At 72.2% G+C, this 23,514-nt stretch carries 18 protein-coding genes; 7 read left to right on the forward strand and 11 right to left on the reverse strand.

Annotation, left to right across the window (positions count from 1 at the left end):
* Positions 1-136 precede the first annotated feature (136 nt).
* Both cysT and RBXJA2T_RS13165 read right to left on the reverse strand, forming a co-directional pair.
* The gene (gene cysT, locus RBXJA2T_RS13160; protein WP_009857881.1) at positions 137-973 is read right to left on the reverse strand and encodes a sulfate ABC transporter permease subunit CysT; all 837 of its coding nucleotides are present in this window, start codon (positions 971-973) and stop codon (positions 137-139) included.
* 176 nt (positions 974-1,149) lie between these two features.
* The gene (locus RBXJA2T_RS13165; RefSeq protein ID WP_009857882.1) at positions 1,150-2,163 is read right to left on the reverse strand and encodes a sulfate ABC transporter substrate-binding protein; all 1,014 of its coding nucleotides are present in this window, start codon (positions 2,161-2,163) and stop codon (positions 1,150-1,152) included.
* A 215-nt stretch (positions 2,164-2,378) separates the two neighbouring features.
* On the opposite strand from RBXJA2T_RS13165, the gene bchO reads away from it, so the two are divergent.
* Both bchO and RBXJA2T_RS13175 read left to right on the forward strand, forming a co-directional pair.
* Positions 2,379-3,227 carry an alpha/beta fold hydrolase BchO gene (gene bchO / locus RBXJA2T_RS13170; RefSeq protein WP_009857883.1) on the forward strand — a complete coding sequence of 283 codons (849 nt, stop codon included), beginning with the start codon at positions 2,379-2,381 and terminating at the stop codon, positions 3,225-3,227.
* A 22-nt stretch (positions 3,228-3,249) separates the two neighbouring features.
* Positions 3,250-3,894 (forward strand): histidine phosphatase family protein, encoded by a 645-nt coding sequence (locus RBXJA2T_RS13175; RefSeq protein ID WP_009857884.1) that lies wholly within the window; start codon positions 3,250-3,252, stop codon positions 3,892-3,894.
* 12 nt (positions 3,895-3,906) lie between these two features.
* On the opposite strand, the gene RBXJA2T_RS13180 is transcribed toward RBXJA2T_RS13175, so the two are convergent.
* The 8 genes from RBXJA2T_RS13180 to ssb all read right to left on the reverse strand — a co-directional run bounded on the left by RBXJA2T_RS13180 (position 3,907) and on the right by ssb (position 11,583).
* Positions 3,907-4,902: an SLAC1 anion channel family protein gene (locus RBXJA2T_RS13180; protein ID WP_009857885.1), complete on the reverse strand. Its 996-nt coding sequence runs from the start codon at positions 4,900-4,902 to the stop codon at positions 3,907-3,909.
* A 130-nt stretch (positions 4,903-5,032) separates the two neighbouring features.
* Positions 5,033-5,323: a metal-sensing transcriptional repressor gene (locus RBXJA2T_RS13185; protein ID WP_009857886.1), complete on the reverse strand. Its 291-nt coding sequence runs from the start codon at positions 5,321-5,323 to the stop codon at positions 5,033-5,035.
* A gap of 54 nt (positions 5,324-5,377) precedes the next feature.
* Positions 5,378-5,593 (reverse strand): YgaP family membrane protein, encoded by a 216-nt coding sequence (locus RBXJA2T_RS13190; RefSeq protein WP_009857887.1) that lies wholly within the window; start codon positions 5,591-5,593, stop codon positions 5,378-5,380.
* A 2-nt stretch (positions 5,594-5,595) separates the two neighbouring features.
* Positions 5,596-8,859: an efflux RND transporter permease subunit gene (locus RBXJA2T_RS13195; RefSeq protein ID WP_237704890.1), complete on the reverse strand. Its 3,264-nt coding sequence runs from the start codon at positions 8,857-8,859 to the stop codon at positions 5,596-5,598.
* Between the two features lie 11 nt (positions 8,860-8,870).
* Entirely contained in the window at positions 8,871-9,938 is a 1,068-nt protein-coding gene (locus tag RBXJA2T_RS13200) for an efflux RND transporter periplasmic adaptor subunit (RefSeq protein WP_009857889.1), read from the reverse strand.
* Positions 9,939-10,027: 89 nt separating this feature from the next.
* Positions 10,028-10,225, reverse strand: coding sequence for a hypothetical protein (locus tag RBXJA2T_RS20175; RefSeq protein ID WP_138938870.1), 198 nt, complete (start codon positions 10,223-10,225; stop codon positions 10,028-10,030).
* A 224-nt stretch (positions 10,226-10,449) separates the two neighbouring features.
* The gene (locus tag RBXJA2T_RS13210; protein ID WP_009857891.1) at positions 10,450-11,016 is read right to left on the reverse strand and encodes an NUDIX hydrolase; all 567 of its coding nucleotides are present in this window, start codon (positions 11,014-11,016) and stop codon (positions 10,450-10,452) included.
* Positions 11,017-11,082: 66 nt separating this feature from the next.
* Complete coding sequence (ssb, locus tag RBXJA2T_RS13215; RefSeq protein WP_009857892.1) at positions 11,083-11,583, reverse strand: single-stranded DNA-binding protein; 501 nt, start codon at positions 11,581-11,583, stop codon at positions 11,083-11,085.
* A gap of 199 nt (positions 11,584-11,782) precedes the next feature.
* Here ssb and recQ point away from each other — a divergent pair, with 199 nt between their 5' ends.
* The 5 genes from recQ to RBXJA2T_RS13240 all read left to right on the forward strand — a co-directional run bounded on the left by recQ (position 11,783) and on the right by RBXJA2T_RS13240 (position 22,927).
* Entirely contained in the window at positions 11,783-13,687 is a 1,905-nt protein-coding gene (recQ, locus tag RBXJA2T_RS13220; protein ID WP_009857893.1) for a DNA helicase RecQ, read from the forward strand.
* A 134-nt stretch (positions 13,688-13,821) separates the two neighbouring features.
* Positions 13,822-16,776 (forward strand): chemotaxis protein CheB, encoded by a 2,955-nt coding sequence (locus tag RBXJA2T_RS13225; protein WP_009857894.1) that lies wholly within the window; start codon positions 13,822-13,824, stop codon positions 16,774-16,776.
* On the forward strand, positions 16,773-18,929 hold the full coding sequence (locus tag RBXJA2T_RS13230) for a sensor histidine kinase (protein ID WP_009857895.1): 2,157 nt from the start codon (positions 16,773-16,775) through the stop codon (positions 18,927-18,929). The genes RBXJA2T_RS13225 and RBXJA2T_RS13230 overlap by 4 nt, the downstream gene beginning before the upstream one ends.
* A 74-nt stretch (positions 18,930-19,003) precedes the next feature.
* Positions 19,004-21,949, forward strand: a complete 2,946-nt coding sequence (uvrA, locus tag RBXJA2T_RS13235) for an excinuclease ABC subunit UvrA (protein WP_050801770.1) — start codon at positions 19,004-19,006, stop codon at positions 21,947-21,949.
* A 126-nt stretch (positions 21,950-22,075) separates the two neighbouring features.
* Positions 22,076-22,927: a hypothetical protein gene (locus tag RBXJA2T_RS13240; protein ID WP_138938871.1), complete on the forward strand. Its 852-nt coding sequence runs from the start codon at positions 22,076-22,078 to the stop codon at positions 22,925-22,927.
* Between the two features lie 58 nt (positions 22,928-22,985).
* Here RBXJA2T_RS13240 and RBXJA2T_RS13245 read toward each other — a convergent pair whose 3' ends face one another.
* Complete coding sequence (locus tag RBXJA2T_RS13245) at positions 22,986-23,426, reverse strand: SWIB/MDM2 domain-containing protein (RefSeq protein WP_009857898.1); 441 nt, start codon at positions 23,424-23,426, stop codon at positions 22,986-22,988.
* Positions 23,427-23,514 lie beyond the last annotated feature (88 nt).

Consider the following 23,514-nt stretch of genomic DNA (forward strand, 5'->3'; position numbering starts at 1 on the left):
GGGCACCCTACGGCCTGCGGCCGGTCCCGCCAGGCGGGAATGAGCCCCGGACAAGTCCTGAGATCTCATTGGGGCACCCTTCGGCCTGCGGCCGGTCCCGCCTGGCGGGAATGAGCCCCGGACAGGTCCTGAGGTCTCATACCCCCCCCTGCCGCTTGCGCGCCCAGGCCTGCAGCGCGTTGATGACGAGCAGCAGCGCGAAGGACACGGTCAGCATCACCACCGCCACCGCGGTGGCGCCGGCGTAGTCGTACTGCTCGAGCTTGGTGATGATGATCAGCGGCGTGATCTCGCTGACCATCGGCATGTTGCCGGCGATGAAGATCACCGAGCCGTACTCGCCCAGCGCACGCGCGAAGGCCAGCGCGAAGCCGGTCAGCAGCGCCGGCATGACGATCGGCAGCACGACCCGGGTCGCCGTCTGCCAGCGTGTCGCGCCCAGCGTCGCGGCGGCTTCCTCGAACTCGCGGTTCACGTCCTCCAGCACCGGCTGCACGGTGCGCACGACGAAGGGCAGACCGATGAACACGAGCGCCACGAACACGCCCACCGGCGTGAACGCCACCTTGAACGGCAGCCACTGGCCGATGAGCCCGTTGCCGGCGTAGATCGCCGTCAGCGCGATGCCGGCGACCGCGGTCGGCAGCGCGAACGGCAGGTCCACCAGCGCGTCGACGAAACGCCGCCCCGGGAAGCGGTAGCGCACCAGCACCCAGGCCACCAGCATGCCGAACACGGCATTGACCAGCGCCGCCGCCAGCGAGGCGCCGAAGGTCAGCCGGTACGAGGCGACGACACGCGGCGACATCGTCGCCGCGACGAAGGCGTCCCAGCTCAGCGTCGCGGTCTTCAGGAAGGCCGCCGACAGCGGGATCAGCACGATCAGGCAGACGTAGAACAGCGCGAAGCCGAACGCGAGATCGAAGCCGGGCAGGACGGTGTGGCGGCGCAGCAGCGCGCGGGAGAACGGCATCAGGCCTCCACGCGCCGTGCCGTTCGGCCGCGCTTCATCGGTTTGCTCATGCTGGCGAGGGGAATGCAAAGGCCGACGCATCGTAGGCAGCGGCCGTGCGCGGCCTACGAAGCGTTTCGAGGATCGTTATGCGGCCGCCGTCTGTGCCTGCGCACGCCGGCGGCGGCCGGCGGCGGTCAGCGGCGCACGTAGACCTGGTCGAAGGTGCCGCCGTCGCCGAAGTGGGTCTTCTGCGCCTTGGCCCAGCCGCCGAAGACCTGGTCGATCGTGAACAGCGTGACCTTGGGGAACTGGCCCGCGTACTTGGCCGCGACCTTCGCGTCGGTAGGCCGGTAGTAGTTCTGGCCGGCGAGGTCCTGGCCCTCGGGCGAGTACAGGTACTCGAGATAGGCCTGGGCGACGGCGCGTGTGCCCTTGCGGTCGACGACCTTGTCGACCACGGCCACCGGCGGCTCGGCCAGGATGGACAGCGAGGGCGCGACGATGTCGAACTTGTCCGGGCCCAGTTCCTTCAGCGCCAGCAGCGCCTCGTTCTCCCAGGCCAGCAGCACGTCGCCGACACCGCGTTCGACGAAGGTGGTGGTCGAGCCGCGGGCGCCGCTGTCGAGCACCGGCACGTTGGCGAGGACCTTGCCGACGAACTCCTGCGCCTTGGCCTCGGAGCCGTACTTCTTCAGCGCGTAGCCCCAGGCGGCGAGGTAGTTCCAGCGCGCGCCGCCGGAGGTCTTGGGGTTGGGCGTGATGACGCCGATGCCGGGCTTGGCCAGGTCGTCCCAGTCCTTGATGCCCTTCGGGTTGCCCTTGCGCACCAGGAACACGATGGTCGAGGTGTACGGCGCGCTGTTGTGCTTCAGGCGCTTCTGCCAGTCCGGCGCCAGCAGCCCGGCCTTGGCGGCGATCTCGTCGATGTCGTAGGCCAGCGCCAGCGTGACGACGTCGGCGTCCAGGCCGTCGATGACCGACCGCGCCTGCTTGCCCGAGCCGCCGTGCGACTGCTTGATCGTCACGTTGTCGCCGGTCCTGGCCTTCCAGTGCGCCGCGAACGCCTTGTTGAAGTCCTGGTAGAGCTCGCGCGTCGGGTCGTAGGAGACGTTCAGCAGCGTCACGTCCTTGGCCCAGGCGCCGGCGGTGGCGATGGCCAGCGTGGCGGCGGCCAGCGTGGCGCGCCAGGGGAAGCGGGTGGTGTTCATGCGGGATCCGTTCGGTCGGGGATGCGATGCATGCTAGGAACGAGCAAGACGCCGAAGAACGAATGAAATCGCCGATCCTTATGCGGTTTGCGGCCACCCCGGGGCCCCGGCAGCCGGCTTGCGCGGCGTGAAGCGGCCGGGTGCGGCGGGCGGCTATGCTCGGCCGCCATGCCCCGCCCCGTCTTCGGCCCGCCTACCGTGCGCGGGTGCCCCCGATGAGCCTGCCGCCCCCCGACTGGCCGCTGCGCGAGTTCAGCCGCTCGGTGCGCACCGGCGAGGTCGACTGGCACGTGCAGGTCGCCGGCCGCGGCCCGGTGATCCTGCTGCTGCACGGCTCCGGCGGCTCCTCGCACTCGTTCGCCGGCATGCTGCCGCACCTGGTGGCGCACGGCACCGTCGTCGCGCCCGACCTGCCGGGCCACGGCTTCACGACCGGCGCCCGTTTCGACGCGCTGACGCTGCCACGGCTGCGCGAGGCCATCGCGTCGCTGCTGCAGGCGCTGGAGCTGCCGCGCCCGGCGCTGGTGGCCGGGCACTCGGCCGGCGCCGCGCTGGCGCTGCGCTGGGCGCTGGACGCGCCGCGGCCACCGAAGGCGGTGCTGGGCTTCGCGCCGTCGCTGGTGCCGCCGCCGGCCTATTACATGCAGTGGATGGCGCCGCTGGTGCACCCGTTCGCGACCTCGGCGCCGGTGACCTCGATGCTGGCCTGGGCCGTGGGCCCCACCGGCATGCTCGACTGGCTGCTCGACTCCACCGGCAGCAAGCTGCCCGAGGCCGAACGCCGCCTCTACCGCACGCTGTTCGCGCAGCCGACCCACGTGCGCGGCGCGATGAGCTTCATGGCCGCCGCCGACCTGCCGTCGCTGCTGCCCGGCTGCGCCGCGCTGCCCTGCCCGACGGCCTTCGTGCTCGGCCGCGAAGACGGCTGGATCCGCGAGCGCCCGCTGCGCCGCGTGCTGCAGCGCCACCTGCCGCAGGCCGAGGTGCAGACCTGGCCCGGCGGCCATCTGCTGCACGAGCAGAGCCCCGAACGCGCCGCCCAGCGCCTCATCGAACTGCTCTGAGCCGGCGGCATACTCGCCGCCGATGACCGAATTCCTCTTCATCCGCCACGGCGAGACCGACTGGAACCGCCAGCAGCGTTTCCAGGGCCGCATCGACGTGCCGCTCAACTCCACCGGCCGGCTGCAGGCCGAACGCCTCGCCGAGCGCCTGGCGCCGGAAGTGGTGGCCGCGCTCTACGCCAGCGACCTGACGCGGGCGATGCAGACCGCCGAGCCGCTGGCGCGCACCTGGAAGCTGGGCACGCGCCCTGAGCCCGGGCTGCGCGAGCAGGGCTTCGGCATCCTCGAAGGCCTGGACGTGCCGACGATCCGGCTGGAGCACGCCGAGCTCTGGGCGCGCTGGACCGAACGCCGCGCCGACTTCGCGCTGCCCGGCGGCGAGAGCGTGCGCGACTTCAGCGCCCGCGTGCTCGACGCCGTCGCCCGCCTGGCGAGGGTGCACGTTGGCGAACGTGTCGCCGTCGTCACGCACGGCGGCGTGCTCGACATGCTGTGGCGCCATGCACGCGCCGAGCCGCTGGACGGCGCACGCGCCTGCCCGATCCCGAACACCGGCCTGAACCGCCTGCGCTGGCGCGACGGTGCGCTGGAGATCGAGACCTGGGGCGACGACGCCCACCTCGCCGACCTGCCGGGAACGGCGCCGGTCACGCCGCTGGCGCGCTGAAGGCGCGCCGGATCAGCCCGCCACCGGCTGGATCGTCGCCACCGGCTCGGGCGCCAGCAGCGAGCCGTCGCGCAGGCCACGCAACGTCGCCAGCGCCAGCCAGGCGATGACCAGCGAAGCCAGCGCCAGCGCCACCGGCGCGAACGCGGCCAGCGCACTGCCGGGCTCGGCCAGGCGCAGTGTCAGCGCAGCGAACGCCGCCAGCGGGAACGACAGCCCCCAGTGCGGCAGCGCGAACGGCAGCGCCGCGATGCGCCGCGCCTGCGTGCCGGCCCAGACGACGGCGAAGGCCGCCGCGCCCCAGCACATCCAGCCCAGCAGCGGCGAGGCGCCGAACTGCAGCGCCGACAGCCCGACGACCGCCGGCGGCGCCACGAGGATGAAGGCCGTGGGCCGCAGCCGCTCGGGCCAGGGCCCGCGCAGCGCCACACGCGTGGCCAGCAGGCCGATGACCACCGGCCAGAACACCAGGCCGACGCCGAACTGCGCCGCCGACCATTCGACCCGCCCCAGCGGCACGCCGGCCAGCGGCGCCAGCACGTTGCCGACCACCGGGATCAGCATCGCCGGCGTGACGCCGGGCCACTGCAGGCCGCCGGACTGGGCGTCGTGCCACCAGTGCTGCAGCACCCAGGCGGTGACGACCAGCTGCCCCAGGCAGCCTGCCCACCAGACGGCCTCGATCCAGCGCGCCGGGCCGAGCAGCGCGGTGGCCACCGTCGCCAGCAGGATCACGGCCACCGGCATCGCGGCGACGAAGGGGTAGCGCACCGGGTGGCGCCGGTCCTCGCGCCAGGCCTCGGGGTGGCGCGACAGGCGCAGCACGAAGGCCCCGGCCAGCGCAAGGAAGACGAGCCCGGCCAGCGCGCCCAGGGCCAGCGCGATCGCGCCGGCCATCTCGCCCATCAGCGGCACTGCGCGGTGCCAGGCGAGCGACAGGCCGCACAGGCCCATCACGGTGGTGAACCAGCCGGGGTGGAGGAACTTCAGCGCGTCGGGACGGGACATGCGTGGGGCCATGGGCAAACCGGCGCGCGCGGCAGGCGCGACGCCGGCCGGCCCCGCACGCGGCAGGGCCGGAGGTTCTTCGGTTCGAGAGCGGGCCGACAGGCGCCCGCGCGTGGCTTCGCCCGCGGGCTCAGCGCACCTTGGACAGCAGGTTCTGCACGTCGGCCAGCACCGCGGCGAGTTCGTCCTCGCGCGACTCGGCCAGCGACAGGCGCTGCTGCAGTTCCTGCTGCATGAAGCACACCGTCATGCGCACGTAGGTGCTGTCCAGCGCCTTGCGCACGGCCGACATCTGGCCGGCGATCTCGAGGCAGGGTTCACCTTCCTCGACCATGCGCTGGATGCCCCGCAACTGACCCTCGGCACGCTTGAGGCGGTTCAGGATGTCGGTGCGGCTGGTGGTGTCGACGAGCGAGCTCATGGGGCAGGGCTCCGGGGACGGGGCGGATGGATCGTGTACCCCCATTGTCCTACCTCAAGCACGTTTGGTGACGGGGACGCCCAGCTTCTTCAGCACGATGCCCAGCGGGCAGACGTCGGTGAAGCCGAACTGGAACAGGTTCAGGCCGACGAAGGCGGTGAAGGCCAGCCACCATTCGCTGACGAACAGCGGGCTGGCCGGCGCGCCCAGCGCCAGCGAGATCAGGATGAAGCTGCCCGCGAAGACGCGGATCAGGCGGTCGACGGTCATCGTCAGGCTCCTTCGGTTGCGGGTGGGGTCTCGTGGCGCCGGCGGAACAGCGCGTAGTACAGGACCGGGATCACGACCAGCGTCAGCAGCGTGGACACGGCGATGCCGAACAGCAGCGAGATCGCGAGGCCGTTGAAGATCGGGTCGTCGAGGATGAAGAGCGCGCCGGTCATCGCCGCCAGGCCGGTCAGCGCGATCGGCTGAGCGCGCACCGCGGCGGCGTCGACCACCGCCTGCTTGAACGGCACGCCGCGTGCGGCCTGCAGCTCGATGAAGTCGACGAGCAGGATCGAGTTGCGCACGATGATCCCGGCCAGCGCGATCATCCCGATCATCGAGGTGGCGGTGAACTGCATGCCCAGCAGCGCGTGGCCGGGCATCACGCCGATGATCGTCAGCGGGATCGGCGCCATGATCACCAGCGGCGCGAGGTAGCTGCGGAACTGGGCGACGACCAGCAGGTAGATCAGGATCAGCCCGACGCCGTAGGCCGCGCCCATGTCGCGGAAGGTCTCGTAGGTGATCTGCCACTCGCCGTCCCACTTCAGCGCGTACTCGGCGTAGGGGTTGGCGGGCTGGCGGATCCAGTACTCGCCCAGCGGGCCGGCGTTCGGCAGCGCCGCGTCGGCCAGCCGCGAGCGGATGCCGAACAGGCCGTACAGCGGCGAGTCGGGTGTCGCGCCACCGGCGCCGACGTCACCGTAGACGTAGCTGACGCCCTGCAGGTCCTTGGTGTAGAGCGGCTTGTCGACGACGCCGCGTTCGACACGCACCAGTTCTGACAGCGGCACCAGCGCACCCGGGGCGCTGCGCAGCGGCAACGCCAGCAGCGCATCCAGGCCGACCTGGGCCTCGCGCGGCAGCTGCAGCCGCACCGGCACCGGGTACTTGGACTGGCCGTCGTGCAGCCAGGCGGCGTCGGCGCCCGACAGCGCGCCCTGCACCGTGGCGGCGATGTCGGCCACCGCGATGCCCAGCGTCTCGGCGCGCTGGCGGTTCACACGGAGGAAGGCGCGCGGCGCGTCGGCGTGCAACGAGCTGTCGATCGACGTGACGTCGGGCGTCGCGTGGAAGGCCTGCTCCAGCCGCGCGGCGAGCTGCTGGCGGCCGGCCTCGTCGGGGCCGTAGACCTCGGCGACGATCGGGCTCATCACCGGCGGGCCGGGCGGCACCTCGACGAGTTTCAGCTTGGCGCCGCGGCGCGCGGCGATCTTTTGCAGCTCCGGGCGCAGGCGCTGGGCGATCGCGTGGCTCTGCTCGTGGCGCTCGGACTTGTCGACCAGATTGACCTGCAGCTCGCCCTGCTCGGCGTCGGCACGTTGGTAGTACTGGCGCACCAGGCCGTTGAAGGTGATCGGGCTGGCGGTGCCGGCGTAACCCTGCAGGTCGCGCACCTCGGGCTGGGCGGCGAGGTAGGCGCCGAGCTCGTGCAGCGTCGCCGCGGTGTCTTCCAGCGGCGTGCCGGCCGGCATGTCGACGACGAGCGCGAACTCGCTCTTGTTGTCGAAGGGCAGCATCTTCAGCACCACCCACTGCACGGCGGCCAGGCCGACCGACAGCACGAGCGCGGCGACGATGCCGGCCAGCAGCAGCCAGCGCTTGCGCGCGCTGTCCAGCAGCGGCTGCAGCAGCCGCGCGAAGAAGCCCTGCAGCCGCCCGGCCAGCGCCTCGGCGCGGCCGCCGTGCGCCGCGGCGCCGTGCGGCTTCATCAGCTTCAGCGCCAGCCACGGCGTGACCGTGAAGGCGATCGCCAGCGAGATCGCCATGCCCAGGCTGGAGTTGATCGGGATCGGGCTCATGTACGGGCCCATCAGCCCGCTGACGAAAGCCATCGGCAGCAGCGCCGCGATGACCGTCATCGTCGCCAGGATCGTCGGCCCGCCGACCTCGTCGACCGCGGCGGGGATGATGTCGCGCAGCGGCCGGCCGGGCTCCAGCCGCTGGTGGCGGTGGATGTTCTCGACGACGACGATGGCGTCGTCGACGAGGATGCCGATCGAGAAGATCAGCGCGAACAGCGACACGCGGTTCAGCGTGAAGCCCCAGGCCCAGCTCGCGAACAGCGTCGCCGCCAGCGTCAGCACGACGGCGGCGCCGACGATCACCGCCTCGCGCCGGCCCAGCGCCAGGCCGACGAGCAGGATCACCGAGCCGGTGGCGAAGACGAGCTTGCTGATCAGCTTGTTCGCCTTCTCGGCGGCGGTGGCGCCGTAGTCGCGTGTCACCGTCGCCTCGATGCCGTCGGGCAGCAGGCCGTTGCGCAAGGCGTCGACACGTTCGCGCGCCGCGCGCGCGACGTCCACCGCGTTGGTGCCGGGTTTCTTCGTCAGCGTCAGCGTCACCGCCGGGTGGCCGCCCGCGGCGCCGCTGGCGCCGCTCGCGCCGGTCTCGCCGGCACCGCCGGGCGTGAACCAGACGTAGCGCGAGGGCTGGGCCGCGCCGTCGGCGACCTCGGCCACCTCGCGCAGATAGACCGGGCGCCCGCCGTGCGTGCCGACGACGAGTTCGCCGACCTCGGCGGCCGAACGCAGGAACTCGCCGGTCTCGACCGTCAGCGCGCCGCCGCGTTCGTCGATCACGCTGCCGGCCGGCATGCCCTGATTGGCGGCGGCCAGCGTCTGCTTCAGGCGCAGCAGGTCGACACCGCGTTCGCGCAGCCGCGCCGGCTGCAGCGTCACCTGGACGACGCGGCCCGGGCCGCCGATCGTCTGCACCTCGCGTGCGCCGGGCACACGCTTGAGTTCGGCCTCCAACGCGTGCGCGACACGCTCCAGGTCAGCGGCGGCGCGGTCGTCGCGGCTCCACAGCGTCAGCGCCAGCACCGGCACGTCGTCGATGCCCTTGGGCTTGACGATCGGGGGCAGCGTGCCCAGGCCGGCGGGCAGCCAGTCCTGGTTGGCGTCGAGCACGTCGTACAGCCGCACCAGGGCCTCGGTGCGGGGCACGCCGACCTCGAACTGCACCGTCAGCACCGCCATCCCGGGGCGCGAGACCGAGTACGTGTGCTCGATGCCGGCGATCTGGCCCAGCACCTGTTCGGCCGGGCGCGCGACCATGTTCTGCACGTCGGCCGACGAGGCGCCCGGGAACGGGATCAGCACGTTGGCCATCGTGACGTTGATCTGCGGCTCCTCCTCGCGCGGCGTCACCAGCACGGCGAACAGGCCCAGCAGCAGCGCCACCAGCGCCAGCAGCGGCGTGATCGCGTTGGCCTGGAAGGCGCGCGCCAGGCGGCCGGCGATGCCCAGCGGGGCGCTGTCGCTCACGGCGGGCTCGCTCACTTGGCGGCCACCGCGCCGGCCAGGCCGGCGCGCACGGCGTCGGCGGCGACCCGTTCACCGCCCTTCAGGCCGGCGAGGATCTCGACCGTGTCGCCGGCCGTCGCGCCGGCACGCACGGCCTGCAGCACGAAACCTTCGCCGCGCTGCACGTAGACCGCGCTCAGTTCGCCGCGGCGCAGCAGCGCTGCCGCCGGCACCGCCAGCCGGCCTGCGGGGGCGGCGGCGCCGGAGACGCCGGCGAAACGCACGCGCACGTTCTGGCCGGGCGCGAGGCCGGGCGTCGCCGTCGGCGGCAGGTCCAGCCGCCATTCGACGGTCTGCGAGACGGCGTCGGTGGCCGGCAGCTCGGTCTTGGCGACCGGCGCGACACGTCGGCCGTCGGGCAGCACGACCTCGATGCCGGCCGCCGCACGCGCCGCCGCCGAACGCGAGGCCGGCAGCTGCACGACGGCGCGCAGCGCGCCCGGCGCGTAGACGGTGGCGATCGCACGCCCGGCGCTGGCCAGGTCGCCGGCCTCGACGTGCGTGGCCTGAACGACGGCGTCGAACGGCGCAACGACGGCGGTGAAACCACGCGCCAGCGCCGCCTGGGTGCGCGCGGCGCGCGCCTGTTCCAGGCCGGCCTGCGCGGCGCGGGCCTGGGTCTCGGCGACGTCGAGCGCAGCCTGGCTGACGAAGCCCTGGCCACGCAGATCACGCGTGCGCTGCAGCTGCAGCGAGGCGTTGCGCCACTCGGCGTCGGCCTGGGCGACGCCGGCTTCGCTGCGCAGCAAGCCGGCCTGGGCGTCGCGTTCGTCGATGCGTGCAATCAACTGGCCGGCCTTGACGCGGTCGCCGGCCTTCACCGCCAGCTGCAGCACGTTGCCCGAGACCTGGGCGCCGAGCGTGCTCTGGCGCAGCGCCTGCAGGCTGGCGTCGATCTCGAAACCACCAGCCGCGGCGGCCGGGCCGACGACGACCACCGGCACCGCCGGCGGCGCGGCGGACACGGAGGCGGCGGCCAGGCCGGCGAGCAGGGCCGGCAGCAGGGCGCTGCGGACGAAGGCGCGGGCGACGGGGTTCATGGCCGCATCATAATTCATACCCCACAGGGTATCAAATCGGCACCCACGAAGCCCGCGGCAACGTGTCGGAAGTCGCGCGGAACGGGCCGTCAGCCGGGCAGGCCGGCGCAGGGATCGCGGCGCGGCATCGCCGGCACCGCAACACCGCGCTCCTTGGCGCGTGCGGCCATGTCGGCGTGGTGCTGCTCGACGTAGGCGCGGCAGTCGGCGCGCGTCGTCATCGACCGCATCTTCGTCTGGTGCGCGGCACGTTCCTCGGGCGTCATCAGCGCCCAGCCGGGTGTCACGCCCGGGCCCCAACGCCCCGCGCCCGGGCCGCGACCACCCCCGGCCCATGCCGCCGCCCGGGCCCGGGCCCATTCCGGGGCCCATGCCGGCAGCGGGTGCGCTGGCCGGCGCGGCCGGCGCCGGGGTCTGCGCGCAGACGGCCGCGGCAGCCAGCGCCGCGGCGGCGAACACGAAGGCAGTGCGGGTCGGGAACATCGTCGCCTCCTGGAGTGGAGGCCTCAATCTACCCCCGGCGGTATGCAGGAGCTTGATCCAGGGACAGGCCCGTGGCGATGCGCGCCAGCCGGGCATGGGCCCGCACCGGCTCGGCGTCCAGCGCCAGCCAGCGTGTCGGCAACTCGCCGTCGGCCGGCACGTCGGCGCTCAGGCGGGCGATGAAGCAGAAGTCCAGGTGCCAGTGCTCCGGCTCACCCTTGCGCGGGTTGGCGGGGATGGCGTGCAGGTCGACGTCGATGGCCGTTTCGTCCAGCACGGCGACGCCGGCGATCGCGGCGCCGCATTCCTCGCGCAGCTCGCGCGCAGCGGCCTGGCGCAGCGTCTCGCCGGCTTCGAGGTGGCCGCCGGGCTGAAGCAGCCGGCCCAGCGTCGGGTGCTCGACGAGCAAGGTGCGCCGGCCGGCGGCATCGACGACGAAGACGCTGGCCGTCAGATGCCAGGGGAAGCTGGAGCGCCGGCCGTGTGCCGCCGTGACCGGCGCGCAGCGGTCGAACGCCGCCCAGTCCAGCCCGGGGCGGGCGGCACGCGCGCTCGCGATCTCGGCCAGCACGGCGGCCAGCGGCAGTTCATCCATCGAAAGAGGCCCGGAAATAGAAACGGCCCGCGCACCCGAAGGTGGCGGGCCGTGATCTCAGCTGACTCAGAACGGAATGTCGTCGTCCATGTCGTCGAAGCCGGTGCTCGACTTCTGCGGCGCCGGGGCACGCGGCGCGGGGGCCTGCGGGCGCGGTGCCGGGGCGCGGCGCGCCGGTGCGGCGCCCATGTCGTCGCCACCGCCGTAGTCGCCGCCACCACCGCTGCCGCCTTCACGGCCGCCGAGCAGCTGCATCTCCATCGCGATGATTTCGGTCGTGTACTTCTCGACGCCGTCCTTGTCGGTCCACTTGCGGGTCTTCAGGCGGCCTTCGACGTAGACCGGGCGGCCCTTCTTCAGGTATTCACCGGCGATCTCTGCCAGGCGGTCGTAGAACACCACGCGGTGCCACTCGGTCTCTTCCTGGCGCTCGCCGCTGGTCTTGTCCTTCCACTGGCGGCTGGTGGCGATGGTGACGTTGCAGATCGCCGAGCCGCTGGGGGCGTAGCGCACTTCGGGGTCGCGGCCGAGGTTGCCGACGAGGATGACTTTGTTGACCGAGGCCATGGGGGATGCCCTCCTGGGGTGGGCGAAGACGAGAGGGGAAACACGGACGCCGGCGCGAAGGCCGGCACTGGGCGCCGATGATACCGGCCGCCCCGCCCGCCGGGGCCCGGTTCGGCGCATCACCCCTCCCGGTGGGAACATCCCCCTCGCGAGGGCGCGCCGATGCCGCGGCACGGCTCGCGTACCATCCTGCCCCTCCATGAGTCCCGCCCCCGTCGAGGCCGACGCCGCGCAGCAGGTGCTGCACGAGGTGTTCGGCTACACCGCCTTCCGCGGCCGCCAGCGCGAGATCGTCGAGCACGTGGCCGCCGGCGGCGACGCCCTGGTGCTGATGCCCACCGGCGGCGGCAAGAGCCTGTGCTACCAGGTGCCGGCGATCCTGCGCCACCGTGCCGGCCAGGGTGTCACCGTCGTCGTCTCGCCTTTGATCGCGCTGATGCACGACCAGGTCGGCGCGCTCGACGAGGTCGGCGTGCCGGCCGCCTTCCTGAACAGCACGCTCGACGGCGACGAGGCGCGGCGCATCGAGCGCGAGCTGCTCGCCGGCCGCCTGGTGCTGCTGTACGCCGCGCCCGAGCGCATCCTGACGCCGCGTTTCCTGGCGATGCTGGAGTCGCTGGCCGAACGCGACCGGCTGGCGCTGTTCGCGATCGACGAGGCGCACTGCGTCAGCCAGTGGGGCCACGACTTCCGCGAGGAATACCTGGGCCTGTCGGCGCTGCACGAGCGTTTCCCGCAGGTGCCGCGCATGGCGCTGACGGCCACCGCCGACGCCCACACGCGCGAGGACATCGTCGCACGGCTGAAGCTGGAGGACGCGCGCCGCTTCGTCTCCAGCTTCGACCGGCCGAACATCCGCTACACGATCGTCGAGAAGGACGAACCCAAACGCCAGCTGCTGCGTTTCCTGCGCGACGAGCACGAGGGCGACGCCGGCATCGTCTACTGCCAGAGCCGCAAGAAGGTCGAGGACACGGCCGCCTGGCTCAGCGACGAAGGCATCCCGGCGCTGCCGTATCACGCCGGCCTGGACGCCGAGACGCGCCGCCGTCACCAGGACCGCTTCCTGCGCGAGGACGGCCTGGTGATGGTCGCGACGATCGCCTTCGGCATGGGCATCGACAAGCCCGACGTGCGTTTCGTCGCCCACCTCGACCTGCCGAAGAACATCGAGGCCTACTACCAGGAGACCGGCCGCGCCGGCCGCGACGGCCTGCCCGCCGACGCCTGGATGACCTACGGCCTGGCCGACGTCGTCAACCAGCGCCGCATGATCGACGACGGCGAGGCCGACGAGGAGTTCAAGCACCTGCAGCGCGGCAAGCTCGACGCGCTGCTGGCGCTGGCCGAGGCGCATGACTGCCGCCGCGTGCGCCTGCTCGGCTATTTCGGCGAGCGTTATGGCGAAGGCGACGAGCACGCCGGCGCGGTGCCCAGGCTGCGTTGCGGCAACTGCGACAACTGCCTGGCGCCGCCGGCCACCTGGGACGCCACCGAAGCGGCGCGCAAGGCGCTGTCCTGCGTCTACCGCTTCCGCCAGCAAGGCGGCCAGCGTTTCGGCGCCGGCCATCTCGTCGACGTGCTGCGCGGCAAGCAGACCGACAAGGTCGCGCAGTACGGCCACGAGACACTGTCGACCTTCGGCATCGGCGCCGACGTCGCCGAGACGCAGTGGCGCGGCGTGCTGCGCCAGCTGATCGCGCTGGGCCATCTGCGCACCGAAGGCGAGTTCAACACGCTGGAGCTGACCGCCAGCGCGCGCGAGGTGCTGCGCGGCGAAGTGCAGCTGCTGCTGCGCGTGCCGGCCGAGACGCCGCGGCGCGGCCGCACCACGCGCACGCGCGCCAGCGCCGACAAGCCGCCGCCGCTGCCGCTGGACGAGGCCGCCACCGCACGCTTCACGGCGCTGAAGGCCTGGCGCGGCGAGGTCGCGCGCGAGCACAACGTGCCGGCCTACGTCGTCTTCCACGACGCCACGCTGGCGGAGATGGCACGCGAACGCCCGGCTTCGCTCGACGAACTGGCCACGATCAGCGGTGTCGGCACGAAGAAGCTCGAGGCCTACGGCGAGGAAATCCTGCGCGTGCTGCGCCAGGACGCTTGATCTGCGTCTATCCAGACAGGTCGCCTGAAACGATACTCATGCATCAGGGGGACCATCTCGACCGGACCCCGGCAAGCGGGGAGACCCGGGAGGGCGGGGTAAAGGTGGCGGGAAACACCCAAGAGCACACGCCGGTGCTGACCGCGGCAGATGCCGCCGAACCGCTGCTGCCCGAACACGCGGGCTTCTTCGCCGGGCGCGTCGTCGCCATCGGCGCTTCCGCCGGCGGGCTCGACGCGCTGGCCCGCGTCTTCAAGGCGCTGCCGCCGGACACCGGCGCCGCCTTCGTCGTGATCCAGCACCTGTCGCCGGACCACAAGAGCATGATGGCCGACCTGCTGGGCCGCTACACCGAGATGCCGGTGTGCGTGGCCGAGCACGACATGGCGCTGGCACCCAACCGCGTGCACCTGATCCCGCCGGGCAAGATGATGCGCGTGGCCGGCGACCGGCTGCAGCTCGCACCCAAGCCCGAACACGGGCTGACGCTGCCCATCGACACCTTCTTCAGCAGCCTGGCCGAGCAGTTCGCCGACCGGGCGATCGCCGTCGTGCTCTCGGGCACCGGCTCGGACGGATCGCGCGGCGTGCAGGAGATCAATGCCGCCGGCGGTGTTTTCTACGTGCAAGACCCAGCCACCGCCAAGTTCGACGGCATGCCGCTGTCGGCCAGCCACGCCGCGCAATACGACTTCATGGGCAGCGCCGAGGCGCTGGCCGCGCAGCTGACGACGCAGCTCGTGACGCCGCGCGCCGAAGGCACGCGCCACCTGTCGCCGCACGCGCCGGCGGTCGCCCAGCCGCTGGACACGATCCACGAGATCCTGCTGCACTCCAGCGGCATCGACTTCCGCCAGTACAAGCCGACGACGGTGCTGCGCCGCATCGAACGCCGCATGCAGGTGCTGCACTGCCCGTCGCTCGTCGAGTACCGAGAGCGCCTGGCCGGCTCGCCCGACGAGCAGGTGCTGCTGCGCCGCGAGCTGCTGATCCCGGTGACACGCTTCTTCCGCGACGCCGAGGTCTACGACCTGCTGGCCGAGCAGGTGATCCCCGACCTCGTCACGCGCGCCGGCCACGAGGGCATCCGCGCCTGGGTCTCGTGCTGCGCCACCGGCGAGGAGGCGTACTCGATCGCGATCCTGTTCGCCGAGGCCTTCCGCAAGGCCGGACGCACGCGGCCGGTGAAGATCTTCGCCACCGACGTCGAGCAGCAGTACCTGGACCACGCCGCCGCCGGCCTGTACCCGGAGACGATCGCCGCCGAGATCTCGCCGGAGCGCCTGGCGCAGTTCTTCATCGAGCGCCAGGGCCGCTACCAGGTGCAGCCCGAGCTGCGCCAGATGATCATCTTCGCGCGCCACAACGTCATCGCCGACCCGCCGTTCACGCGCATGAACCTGGTCAGCTGCCGCAACGCGCTGATCTACATGGAGCCGCCGGCGCAGGAGAGCGCGCTGCGCCGCCTGCAGTACGCGATGGCACCGGGCGCGCACCTGATGCTCGGCCCGAGCGAGTCGCTCGGCGACCTGCACCGCGACTTCCAGGCGCTGAAGTCGCGCAGCAAGGTCTATCGCCTGCTGCGCCGCGACCGCTCGGTGGCGACGATCGACATGCGCGGCCTGCACCAGAGCCGCCTGGGCGAGACCGTGCGGCGCGGCGGCACGCTGCCGCCGATGATGCCGCGCCCGGGCAACGACGGCGCGCTGGCGCTGCTGATGCAGCACTACGCGCCGCCATCGGTCGTCGTCAGCGAAGCGCGCCAGCTGATGCGCGTCTACGGCGACACCCGCCATCTGCTGCAGTTCACCGAGGGCCAGGCGACGCTGGACCTGATGAAGCTGCTGCCGCGCGACCTGGTGCCGGTGGCCAGCATGCTGCTGCAGGCCGTCACCAGCGACGGCGCACCGCAGCGCTCGGCGCCGATCCGCCTGCCCGACGGCGACGGCTGGCGCCGCGTGCAGCTCGTCGCCCGGCCGCTGGACGGCAGCGACGACGGCGGCTTCGCGATGCTCTCGCTGGAAGACGTCCCTGACCACGAAAGCGGCGCGGCCGCCCCGGGCGGCGCCTCGGCCGCCGAGCCGGCCGACGACCGCTACCTGCGCCGCATCGAGGAGCTCGAGCGCGACCTCGCGGTCATGCACGACAACCTGCAGGCGACGATCGAGGAGCTCGAGACCTCCAACGAGGAGCTGCAGGCGACCAACGAGGAGCTGATGGCCTCGAACGAGGAACTGCAGAGCACCAACGAGGAGCTGCAGTCCGTCAACGAGGAGCTCTACACCGTCAACTCCGAGTACCAGGAGAAGGTCGACGTCCTGAACTCGGTCAACGCCGACCTGGAGAACGTCTCCAAGGCGGCCGCGATCCCGACGATCTTCGTCGACGAGGAGCTGCGCCTGACGCGCTTCACGCCCGAGGCGACGCCGCTGTTCCACCTGCGCCAGGGTGACGAGGGCCGCTCGATCGAGGACTTCGCGCACCGGCTGGACTACCCGTCGCTGTTCGCCGACCTGCGCCTGACGCTGGAGCGCGGCAGCGTCACCGAACGCGAGGTGCGCAGCCGCAACGGCCAGTGGTGGCTGGCGCGCATCCAGCCGTACCCGGGGCGCTCGCCGGGCGCCAGCCGCGCGGTGATGACCTTCGTGAACATCGACTCGGTGAAGGACTCGCAGCGCCTGCAGGCCGTCATCGACTCCCTGCCGCAGCACGTCGCCGTGGTCGACACGCACGGTGCGATCACGCTGGTCAACGAAGCCTGGCGCCGCTTCGCCACCGAGAACGGCGACCCGGCCGAACGCAGCACCGGCCCGGGCGCCAACTACCTGCGCACCTGCGCCGAGTCGGCGCTGACCGAGGCCGACGCCCGGCGGGCGCACGAAGGCCTCAGAGCGGTCCTCGACGGCCGCCTGCCCATGTTCCAGATGCACTATCCCTGTCATGCCCCGGACCGGCAGCGCTGGTTCCTCATGTACGTCGCCCCGATCGGGCAAGCCGCCGGCGGCGCCGTCGTCAGCCACGTCGACATCAGCGAATGGGTGCGGCTGAGCGGCGGCTCGCTGCCCGACGGCAGCAAGGCGGTCTCATGAGCGAGATCCAACTGCGGCAACGCGTGCGCCAGCGCGACCGTCTGGTCGCGCAGGTGGCCAGCAACGGCGCGGACCTGCGCAGCGACCTGCTGGACGCGCTGAAGCGCGGCGACATGGGCGCCGCCGAAGCGGCGCTGCAACGCAACGACACCAAGGTGCGCACGCTGGCCGAGGAGCTGCGCATCTACCAGGCCGAACTGCACGCCCAGGCCGACGAACTGCAGCAGAGCCGCGAACGCACCGAGCAGGCGCTGTCGCGCTTCACGACGCTGTTCCTGGGCATGCCGGTGGCGTCGATGCTGGTCAGCTTCAACGGCGAGGTGATCGAGCACAACGGCCAGGCCGAGCGCCTGTTCGCGATGCAGCGCCAGACGATGAGCGCGCGGCTGCTGTTCCGCATGGTCGACTCGCAGCAGTACCAGCAGCGCGTGCGCCCGGCCTTCCACCAGGCCCGCGCGCTGGGCTCGATCACGCTCGACGAGGTCGGCTTCGTCGCCGAGGACGGCCGCCGCTTCATCGGCGAGATGCATCTGTCGACGCTGCCCGGCGATGACGAGACGCCGCAGTTCGCGATGGCCGTCATCGACCGCACCGAGCACATCGAGGACGTGCGTGCGCTGCGCGAGACGACCGAGGCGCTGCGCGTGCGCGAGGCCTTCCTCGCCGACACGGCGCGCCTGGCGCGCATCGGCGGCTGGGAGTACGACATCGAGTGCGCCACGATGCGCTGGTCCTCGCACCTGCGCCGCGTCTTCGAACTCTCCGAACACGAGCCGGCGACGCTGGAGCGCACGCTGCAGCTGTGCACGCCCGACGGCCACGCCGCGCTGTCCGGCGCGCTGCACGCGGCCAAGCCGGGCCAGGCGCCGTTCGACTTCGAGCTCGACATGCACGACGCCCACGGCCGCGCGCTGCGCGTGCGCGTCGTCGGCCATGCCGAACTCGGCGACGACGGCCCGGTGGTCATCGGCATGTTCCAGGACATCACCGCCCAGGCCCAGGCCCGGCGCCAGATCGGCGAGCTGACCGAGCGCCTGAGCGTGGCCAACGACGCCGGCGGCATCGGCGTCTGGGACTGGGACCTGCAGCACGGCGAGCTCTACCTCGATGGCCGCATGCGCGAGCTGACCGGCTTCGGCGACGATGTGGCGCCGTCGGACCTGTGCGCGGCCCTGGCCGGCTGCCTGCATGCCGAGGACGCGCCGGTGTTCGTCGACGCGGTGCACCACGCGGTCGAGGCCTGCACGGCCTTCGGCATCGAGCTGCGGCTGGCACCAGGCCCCGGCGGCGAGCGCTGGCTGCACCTGGCCGGCCGCGCCCACGTCGAGGGCGGCCCGGCACCGCGCACCGTGCGCCTGGTCGGCTGTGCCTGGGACACGACCGACGAGCACCAGCAGGCACGCCTGCTGGCGGCCAAGCAGGCCGCCGAGTCGGCGAACCGGGCGAAGACCGTCTTCCTCTCGCGCGTCAGCCACGAGCTGCGCACGCCGCTGAACGCGATCCTCGGTTTCTCGCAGCTGATGCGGCTGGAGGCCGAGGCCGGCGACCTGGTGGTCAAGCCCTACCGCGTGGCGATGGTCGAGGACGCCGCGCGCCACCTGCTGGAGCTGGTCAACGAGCTGCTCAACGTCTCGGGCATCGAGAGCGGCCAGCTCGCCTTGAAGCGCGTCGCGCTGGACCTGCGCCCGCTGGTGCGCGACTGCCTGCAGATGATCGCCGCACAGGCCGCCGAGATGCAGCTGACGATGGACGACCGCTGCAGCGACGGCCCGCCGCTGCTGGTGCTGGCCGACCCGCTGCGCACCAAGGAAGTCCTGCTGAACCTGCTGTCCAACGCCGCCAAGTACAACCGCACCGGCGGCCGCATCACGGTCTCGGCGCGGCACTTCGCCGGCAGCGTCGAGCTGACCGTCGCCGACACCGGGCGCGGCCTGTCGGAGCAGCAGCTCGCCGAGCTGTTCCAGCCCTTCAGCCGCGCCGGTGCCGAGTGCTCGGGCATCCCCGGTTCGGGCATGGGGCTGTATTTCAGCAAGCGTGTCGTCGAGGCGATGGGCGGGCGCATCGAGGTCGAGAGCGTGGCCGGCGAGCGCACCGCGTTCACCGTCGCACTCGACGAGGTGCCGCTGCACGGCGCCCCGGGCGAGCGCCTCTGAGGCGGCGGGCCGGCGCTGGCGCCGCGGCGCCGGCGCTCGCTATGATGGCCGGTTGCCCGCCGCACGCTCAGCCGATGCCCGAACACCGCCCCCGCCCCGCACCCGCCGCCGAAGCCCCGGCGTTGCGCGTGCGCGGCGCCCGCACGCACAACCTGAAGAACGTCGACCTCGACATCCCGAAACACGCGCTGGTCGTGATCACCGGGCTGTCGGGTTCGGGCAAGTCCAGCCTGGCCTTCGACACGCTGTACGCGGAGGGCCAGCGGCGCTACGTCGAGAGCCTGTCGGCCTACGCGCGCCAGTTCCTGCAGCTGATGGACAAGCCCGACGTCGACGTCATCGAAGGGCTGTCGCCGGCGATCTCGATCGAGCAGAAGGCCACCAGCCACAACCCGCGCTCGACCGTCGGCACGATCACCGAGATCCACGACTACCTTCGCCTGCTGTACGCGCGCGCCGGCACGCCCTACTGTCCCGAGCACGGCCTGCCGCTGCAGGCGCAGAGCGTCAGCCAGATGGTCGACGCCGTGCTCGCGCTGCCGCCCGAGACCAAGCTGATGGTGCTGGCGCCGGTGGTGCGCGACCGCAAGGGCGAGTTCGCCGAGCTCTTCGCCGACATGCAGGCGCGCGGCTACGTGCGCTTTCGCATCGGCAGCGACGGCCAGCCGGGCGCCGTCGTCGAGGCCGACGCGCTGCCGGCGCTGAAGAAGACCGAGAAGCACGACATCGACGTCGTCGTCGACCGGCTGAAGACGCGGCCCGACATGAAGCAGCGCCTGGCCGAGAGCTTCGAGGCGGCGCTGCGCATCGCCGACGGCCGCGCCATCGCGCTGGAGATGGACAGCGGCCGCGAGCACCTGTTCAGCAGCAAGTTCGGCTGCCCGGTGTGCAGCTACTCGCTGCCCGAGCTGGAGCCGCGGCTGTTCTCGTTCAACTCGCCGGTCGGTGCCTGCCCGGCCTGCGACGGCCTCGGCCAGGTGACGGTGTTCGACCCCGAGCGTGTCGTCGCCTTCCCGTCGCTGAGCCTGGCCGCCGGTGCCGTGAAGGGCTGGGACCGGCGCAACGCCTACACCTTCTCGCTGCTGGAGAGCGTGGCCGCACACTACGGCTTCGACATCGACACCGCGTTCGAGGACCTGGACCCGAAGGCGCGCCAGGTGCTGCTCTACGGTTCCGGCGACGAGGAGATCGAGTTCTCGTACACCGCCGAAGGCACCAAGGGCCGCCAGCGCAGCGTCAAGCGCCGCCACCCCTTCGAAGGGATCATCCCGAACTTCGAGCGGCGTTTCCGCGAGACCGACTCGGCCGCGGTGCGCGAGGACCTGGTGCGCTACCAGGCCGCCAAGTCCTGCCCGCAGTGCGAAGGCACGCGGCTGCGGCGCGAGGCGCGCCACGTCTTCCTGCGCCACGCGGCGGACGGCGACGAGGCCGCACGCCGGGGCCTGCCGATCTACGCCGTCGAGCACGCGACGCTGGCCGAGTGCCTGGCCTACTTCGAGGGCCTGAGGCTCGAGGGCGCCAAGGCCGAGATCGCCGACAAGATCGTGCGCGAGATCCGCTCGCGGCTGCGTTTCCTGAACGACGTCGGCCTGACATACCTGAGCCTGGACCGCGGCGCCGACACGCTGTCCGGCGGCGAGGCCCAGCGCATCCGCCTGGCCAGCCAGATCGGCAGCGGCCTGTCGGGCGTGATGTACGTGCTCGACGAGCCCAGCATCGGCCTGCACCAGCGCGACAACGAGCGCCTGATCGGCACGCTGCAGCACCTGCGCGACCTCGGCAACTCGGTGCTCGTCGTCGAGCACGACGAGGACATGATCCGCGCCGCCGACCACGTCGTCGACATGGGCCCGGGCGCCGGCGTGCACGGCGGGCGCGTCATCGCCCAGGGCACGCCCGACGAGGTCGCGGCCGACCCCGAGTCGCTGACCGGGCGCTACCTCGCGCACACGCTGCGCATCGAGGTGCCCCAGCGGCGCGTCGCCGCCGACGCCGAACGCGGCGTGCTGCGCATCGTCGGCGCACGCGGCCACAACCTGAAGGGCGTCGACGTCGAGATCCCGGTCGGGCTGCTGACCTGCGTCACCGGCGTCAGCGGCTCGGGCAAGAGCACGCTGGTCAACGACACGCTCTACACCGCGGTGGCCAAGCGGCTCTACCAGGCGCATGCCGAGCCGGCCGAGCACGAGCGCATCGACGGCCTGGAGGCCTTCGACAAGGTCATCAACGTCGACCAGAGCCCGATCGGGCGCACGCCGCGCTCCAACCCGGCGACCTACACGGGGCTGTTCACGCCGATCCGCGAGCTCTTCGCCGAGGTGCCGATGGCGCGCGAGCGCGGCTACGGCGCCGGGCGCTTCAGCTTCAACGTCGCCGGCGGGCGCTGCGAGGCCTGCGAAGGCGACGGCGTCATCAAGGTCGAGATGCACTTCCTGCCCGACGTCTACGTGCCCTGCGACGTCTGCCACGGCGCACGCTACAACCGCGAGACGCTGGAGGTGCTCTACAAGGGCCGCAACATCACCCAGGTGCTGGAGATGACGGTCGAGGAGGCGCACGGCTTCTTCTCGGCGGTGCCGGCGATCGCGCGCAAGCTGCAGACGCTGCTCGATGTCGGCCTGGGCTACATCCGCCTGGGCCAGGCGGCGACGACGCTGTCCGGCGGCGAGGCGCAGCGCGTCAAGCTGGCGCTGGAGCTGTCCAAGCGCGACACCGGGCGCACGCTGTACATCCTCGACGAGCCGACCACCGGCCTGCACTTCCACGACATCGGCCTGCTGCTGAAGGTGCTGCACCAGCTGCGCGACGCCGGCAACACGATCGTCGTCATCGAGCACAACCTCGACGTCATCAAGACCGCCGACTGGCTCATCGACATGGGACCGGAAGGCGGCGCCGGCGGCGGCCGCGTGCTGATCGCCGGCACGCCCGAGGACATCGCCGCGCATCCCGGCAGCCACACCGGACGCTTCCTGGCGCCGCTGCTGGAGACGGCGCGGCGCTGGCACACGGGCGGCTGAAGCCGGCGGGTCACGGCGAGACCGGCCAGGACCGAGGCCCCGCATCCGGGCGGCTCGGGATGGCGCCCGGGCCGCGCTGACGCCAGCATGGGTGCTCCAGATCCGCCCGGGAGGCCGATGGACACGATGGACACCCCGCAGACGCTGCGCGACTGGCTGGAAGCGGCCTGGGACCGCCACCCCGTGGCGCCCCAGGACGTGTCGCAGGAGCTCGTCGCGCGCGCTGCGACGCTGCCCGACGACGAAGACGGCGCCGACGCCGTGCATCTGGCGCGGCACACGATGCTCGGCCACCTGGGCCGGACCGACCTGCTGCAGGCTTTCGTCGCCGCGCTGCCGTCCGGCACGAGGCTCGACGCGATGCGCGTGCGTGCCGAGTGGGCACTGGCGCAGATCGAGGGCCGGCCGGCCGAGCCGCTGCCCGAGGCCGTGAGCTGGGGCCTGCTCGGCGACGTGGTGGAGGCCGAGCTGCGCCTCGGGCGCCACGACTCGCCGCGCGTGCGCGTGCTGCCGCTGGAGACCCGCGCCGCGAGCCACCCCGACCCGGCAGCGCGCCGCGCCTATGCCGCGACCGCGCACAACGTGACGCACGCGTTGCGCCTGGGCCCGCGCGAGCCGGCGCTGGACGCGCTGCTGATCGAGATGGCCGAGCTCGAACGCCGCGCCTGGGAGCGGGCCGGCACCTGGATGCACGTCGAGCGCGCCGACTATCACCTGGCGCTGTGCCACGCGACGCTGGGCCACGGCGCCGAGGCGCGACGCCATGCCGAGGCCTGCATCGCGGCCTGCGAGGCCCACGACGCCGAGGCTTCGGAGCGCTTCTTCGCCCACGAGTGCGCCGTGCATGCGGCGCGTGCGGCCGGCGACGGCCAGGCCGCCGCGCATCACCGCGCCGCGATGGTGGCCCTGCTGGCCGAGGTGGAGGACGCCGCGATGCGCGCGTTCTGCGAACAGACGCTGGCGGCGGCGACGCCATGAAAAAGGCCGGCTGACGCCGGCCTCGTCTGGAACCCGGGGCGCCGCAGCGCCCGCGTGTTCACTTCAGGTGGCTGCTGATCAGCTTGGTCATCTCGAACATCGACACCTGGGCCTTCTCGAAGATGGCCTTGAGCTTGGCGTCGGCGTTGATCATCGTCTTCTTGGCCTTGTCCTGCAGGCCGTTCTTCTTGATGTACTCCCAGACCTTCTTGGTGATCTCGGTGCGCGGCAGCGGCTTGTCGCCGATGACGGCAGCCAGCGCAGCGCTCGGGGTCAGGGGCTTCATGAAGGCGGCGCTCGGGGTGCGCTTCTTGGCGGCAGCCTTCTTCGGCGCAGCGGCCTTCTTCGCCGGCGCGGCGGCCTTCTTGGCGACGACCTTCTTCGCCGGGGCGGGAGCAGCCTTCTTCGGCGCGACGGCCTTCTTGGCCGGAGCCGCCTTCTTCGCCGGTGCCTTGGTGGCCGCGGTCTTCTTCGCGGCGGTCTTCTTCGCAGTTGCCATGGGGATGTTCTCCGTCAGATGTGGCTCGACGCCGGCGCTGCGCGAAGTCTCATGCGAGCCTCGTCTGGCAGGGTGCGCCGTGCACGCG

The organism is Rubrivivax benzoatilyticus JA2 = ATCC BAA-35, assembly GCF_000190375.1.
In the GTDB taxonomy this organism is placed as follows: Bacteria; Pseudomonadota; Gammaproteobacteria; order Burkholderiales; family Burkholderiaceae_C; genus Rubrivivax; species Rubrivivax benzoatilyticus.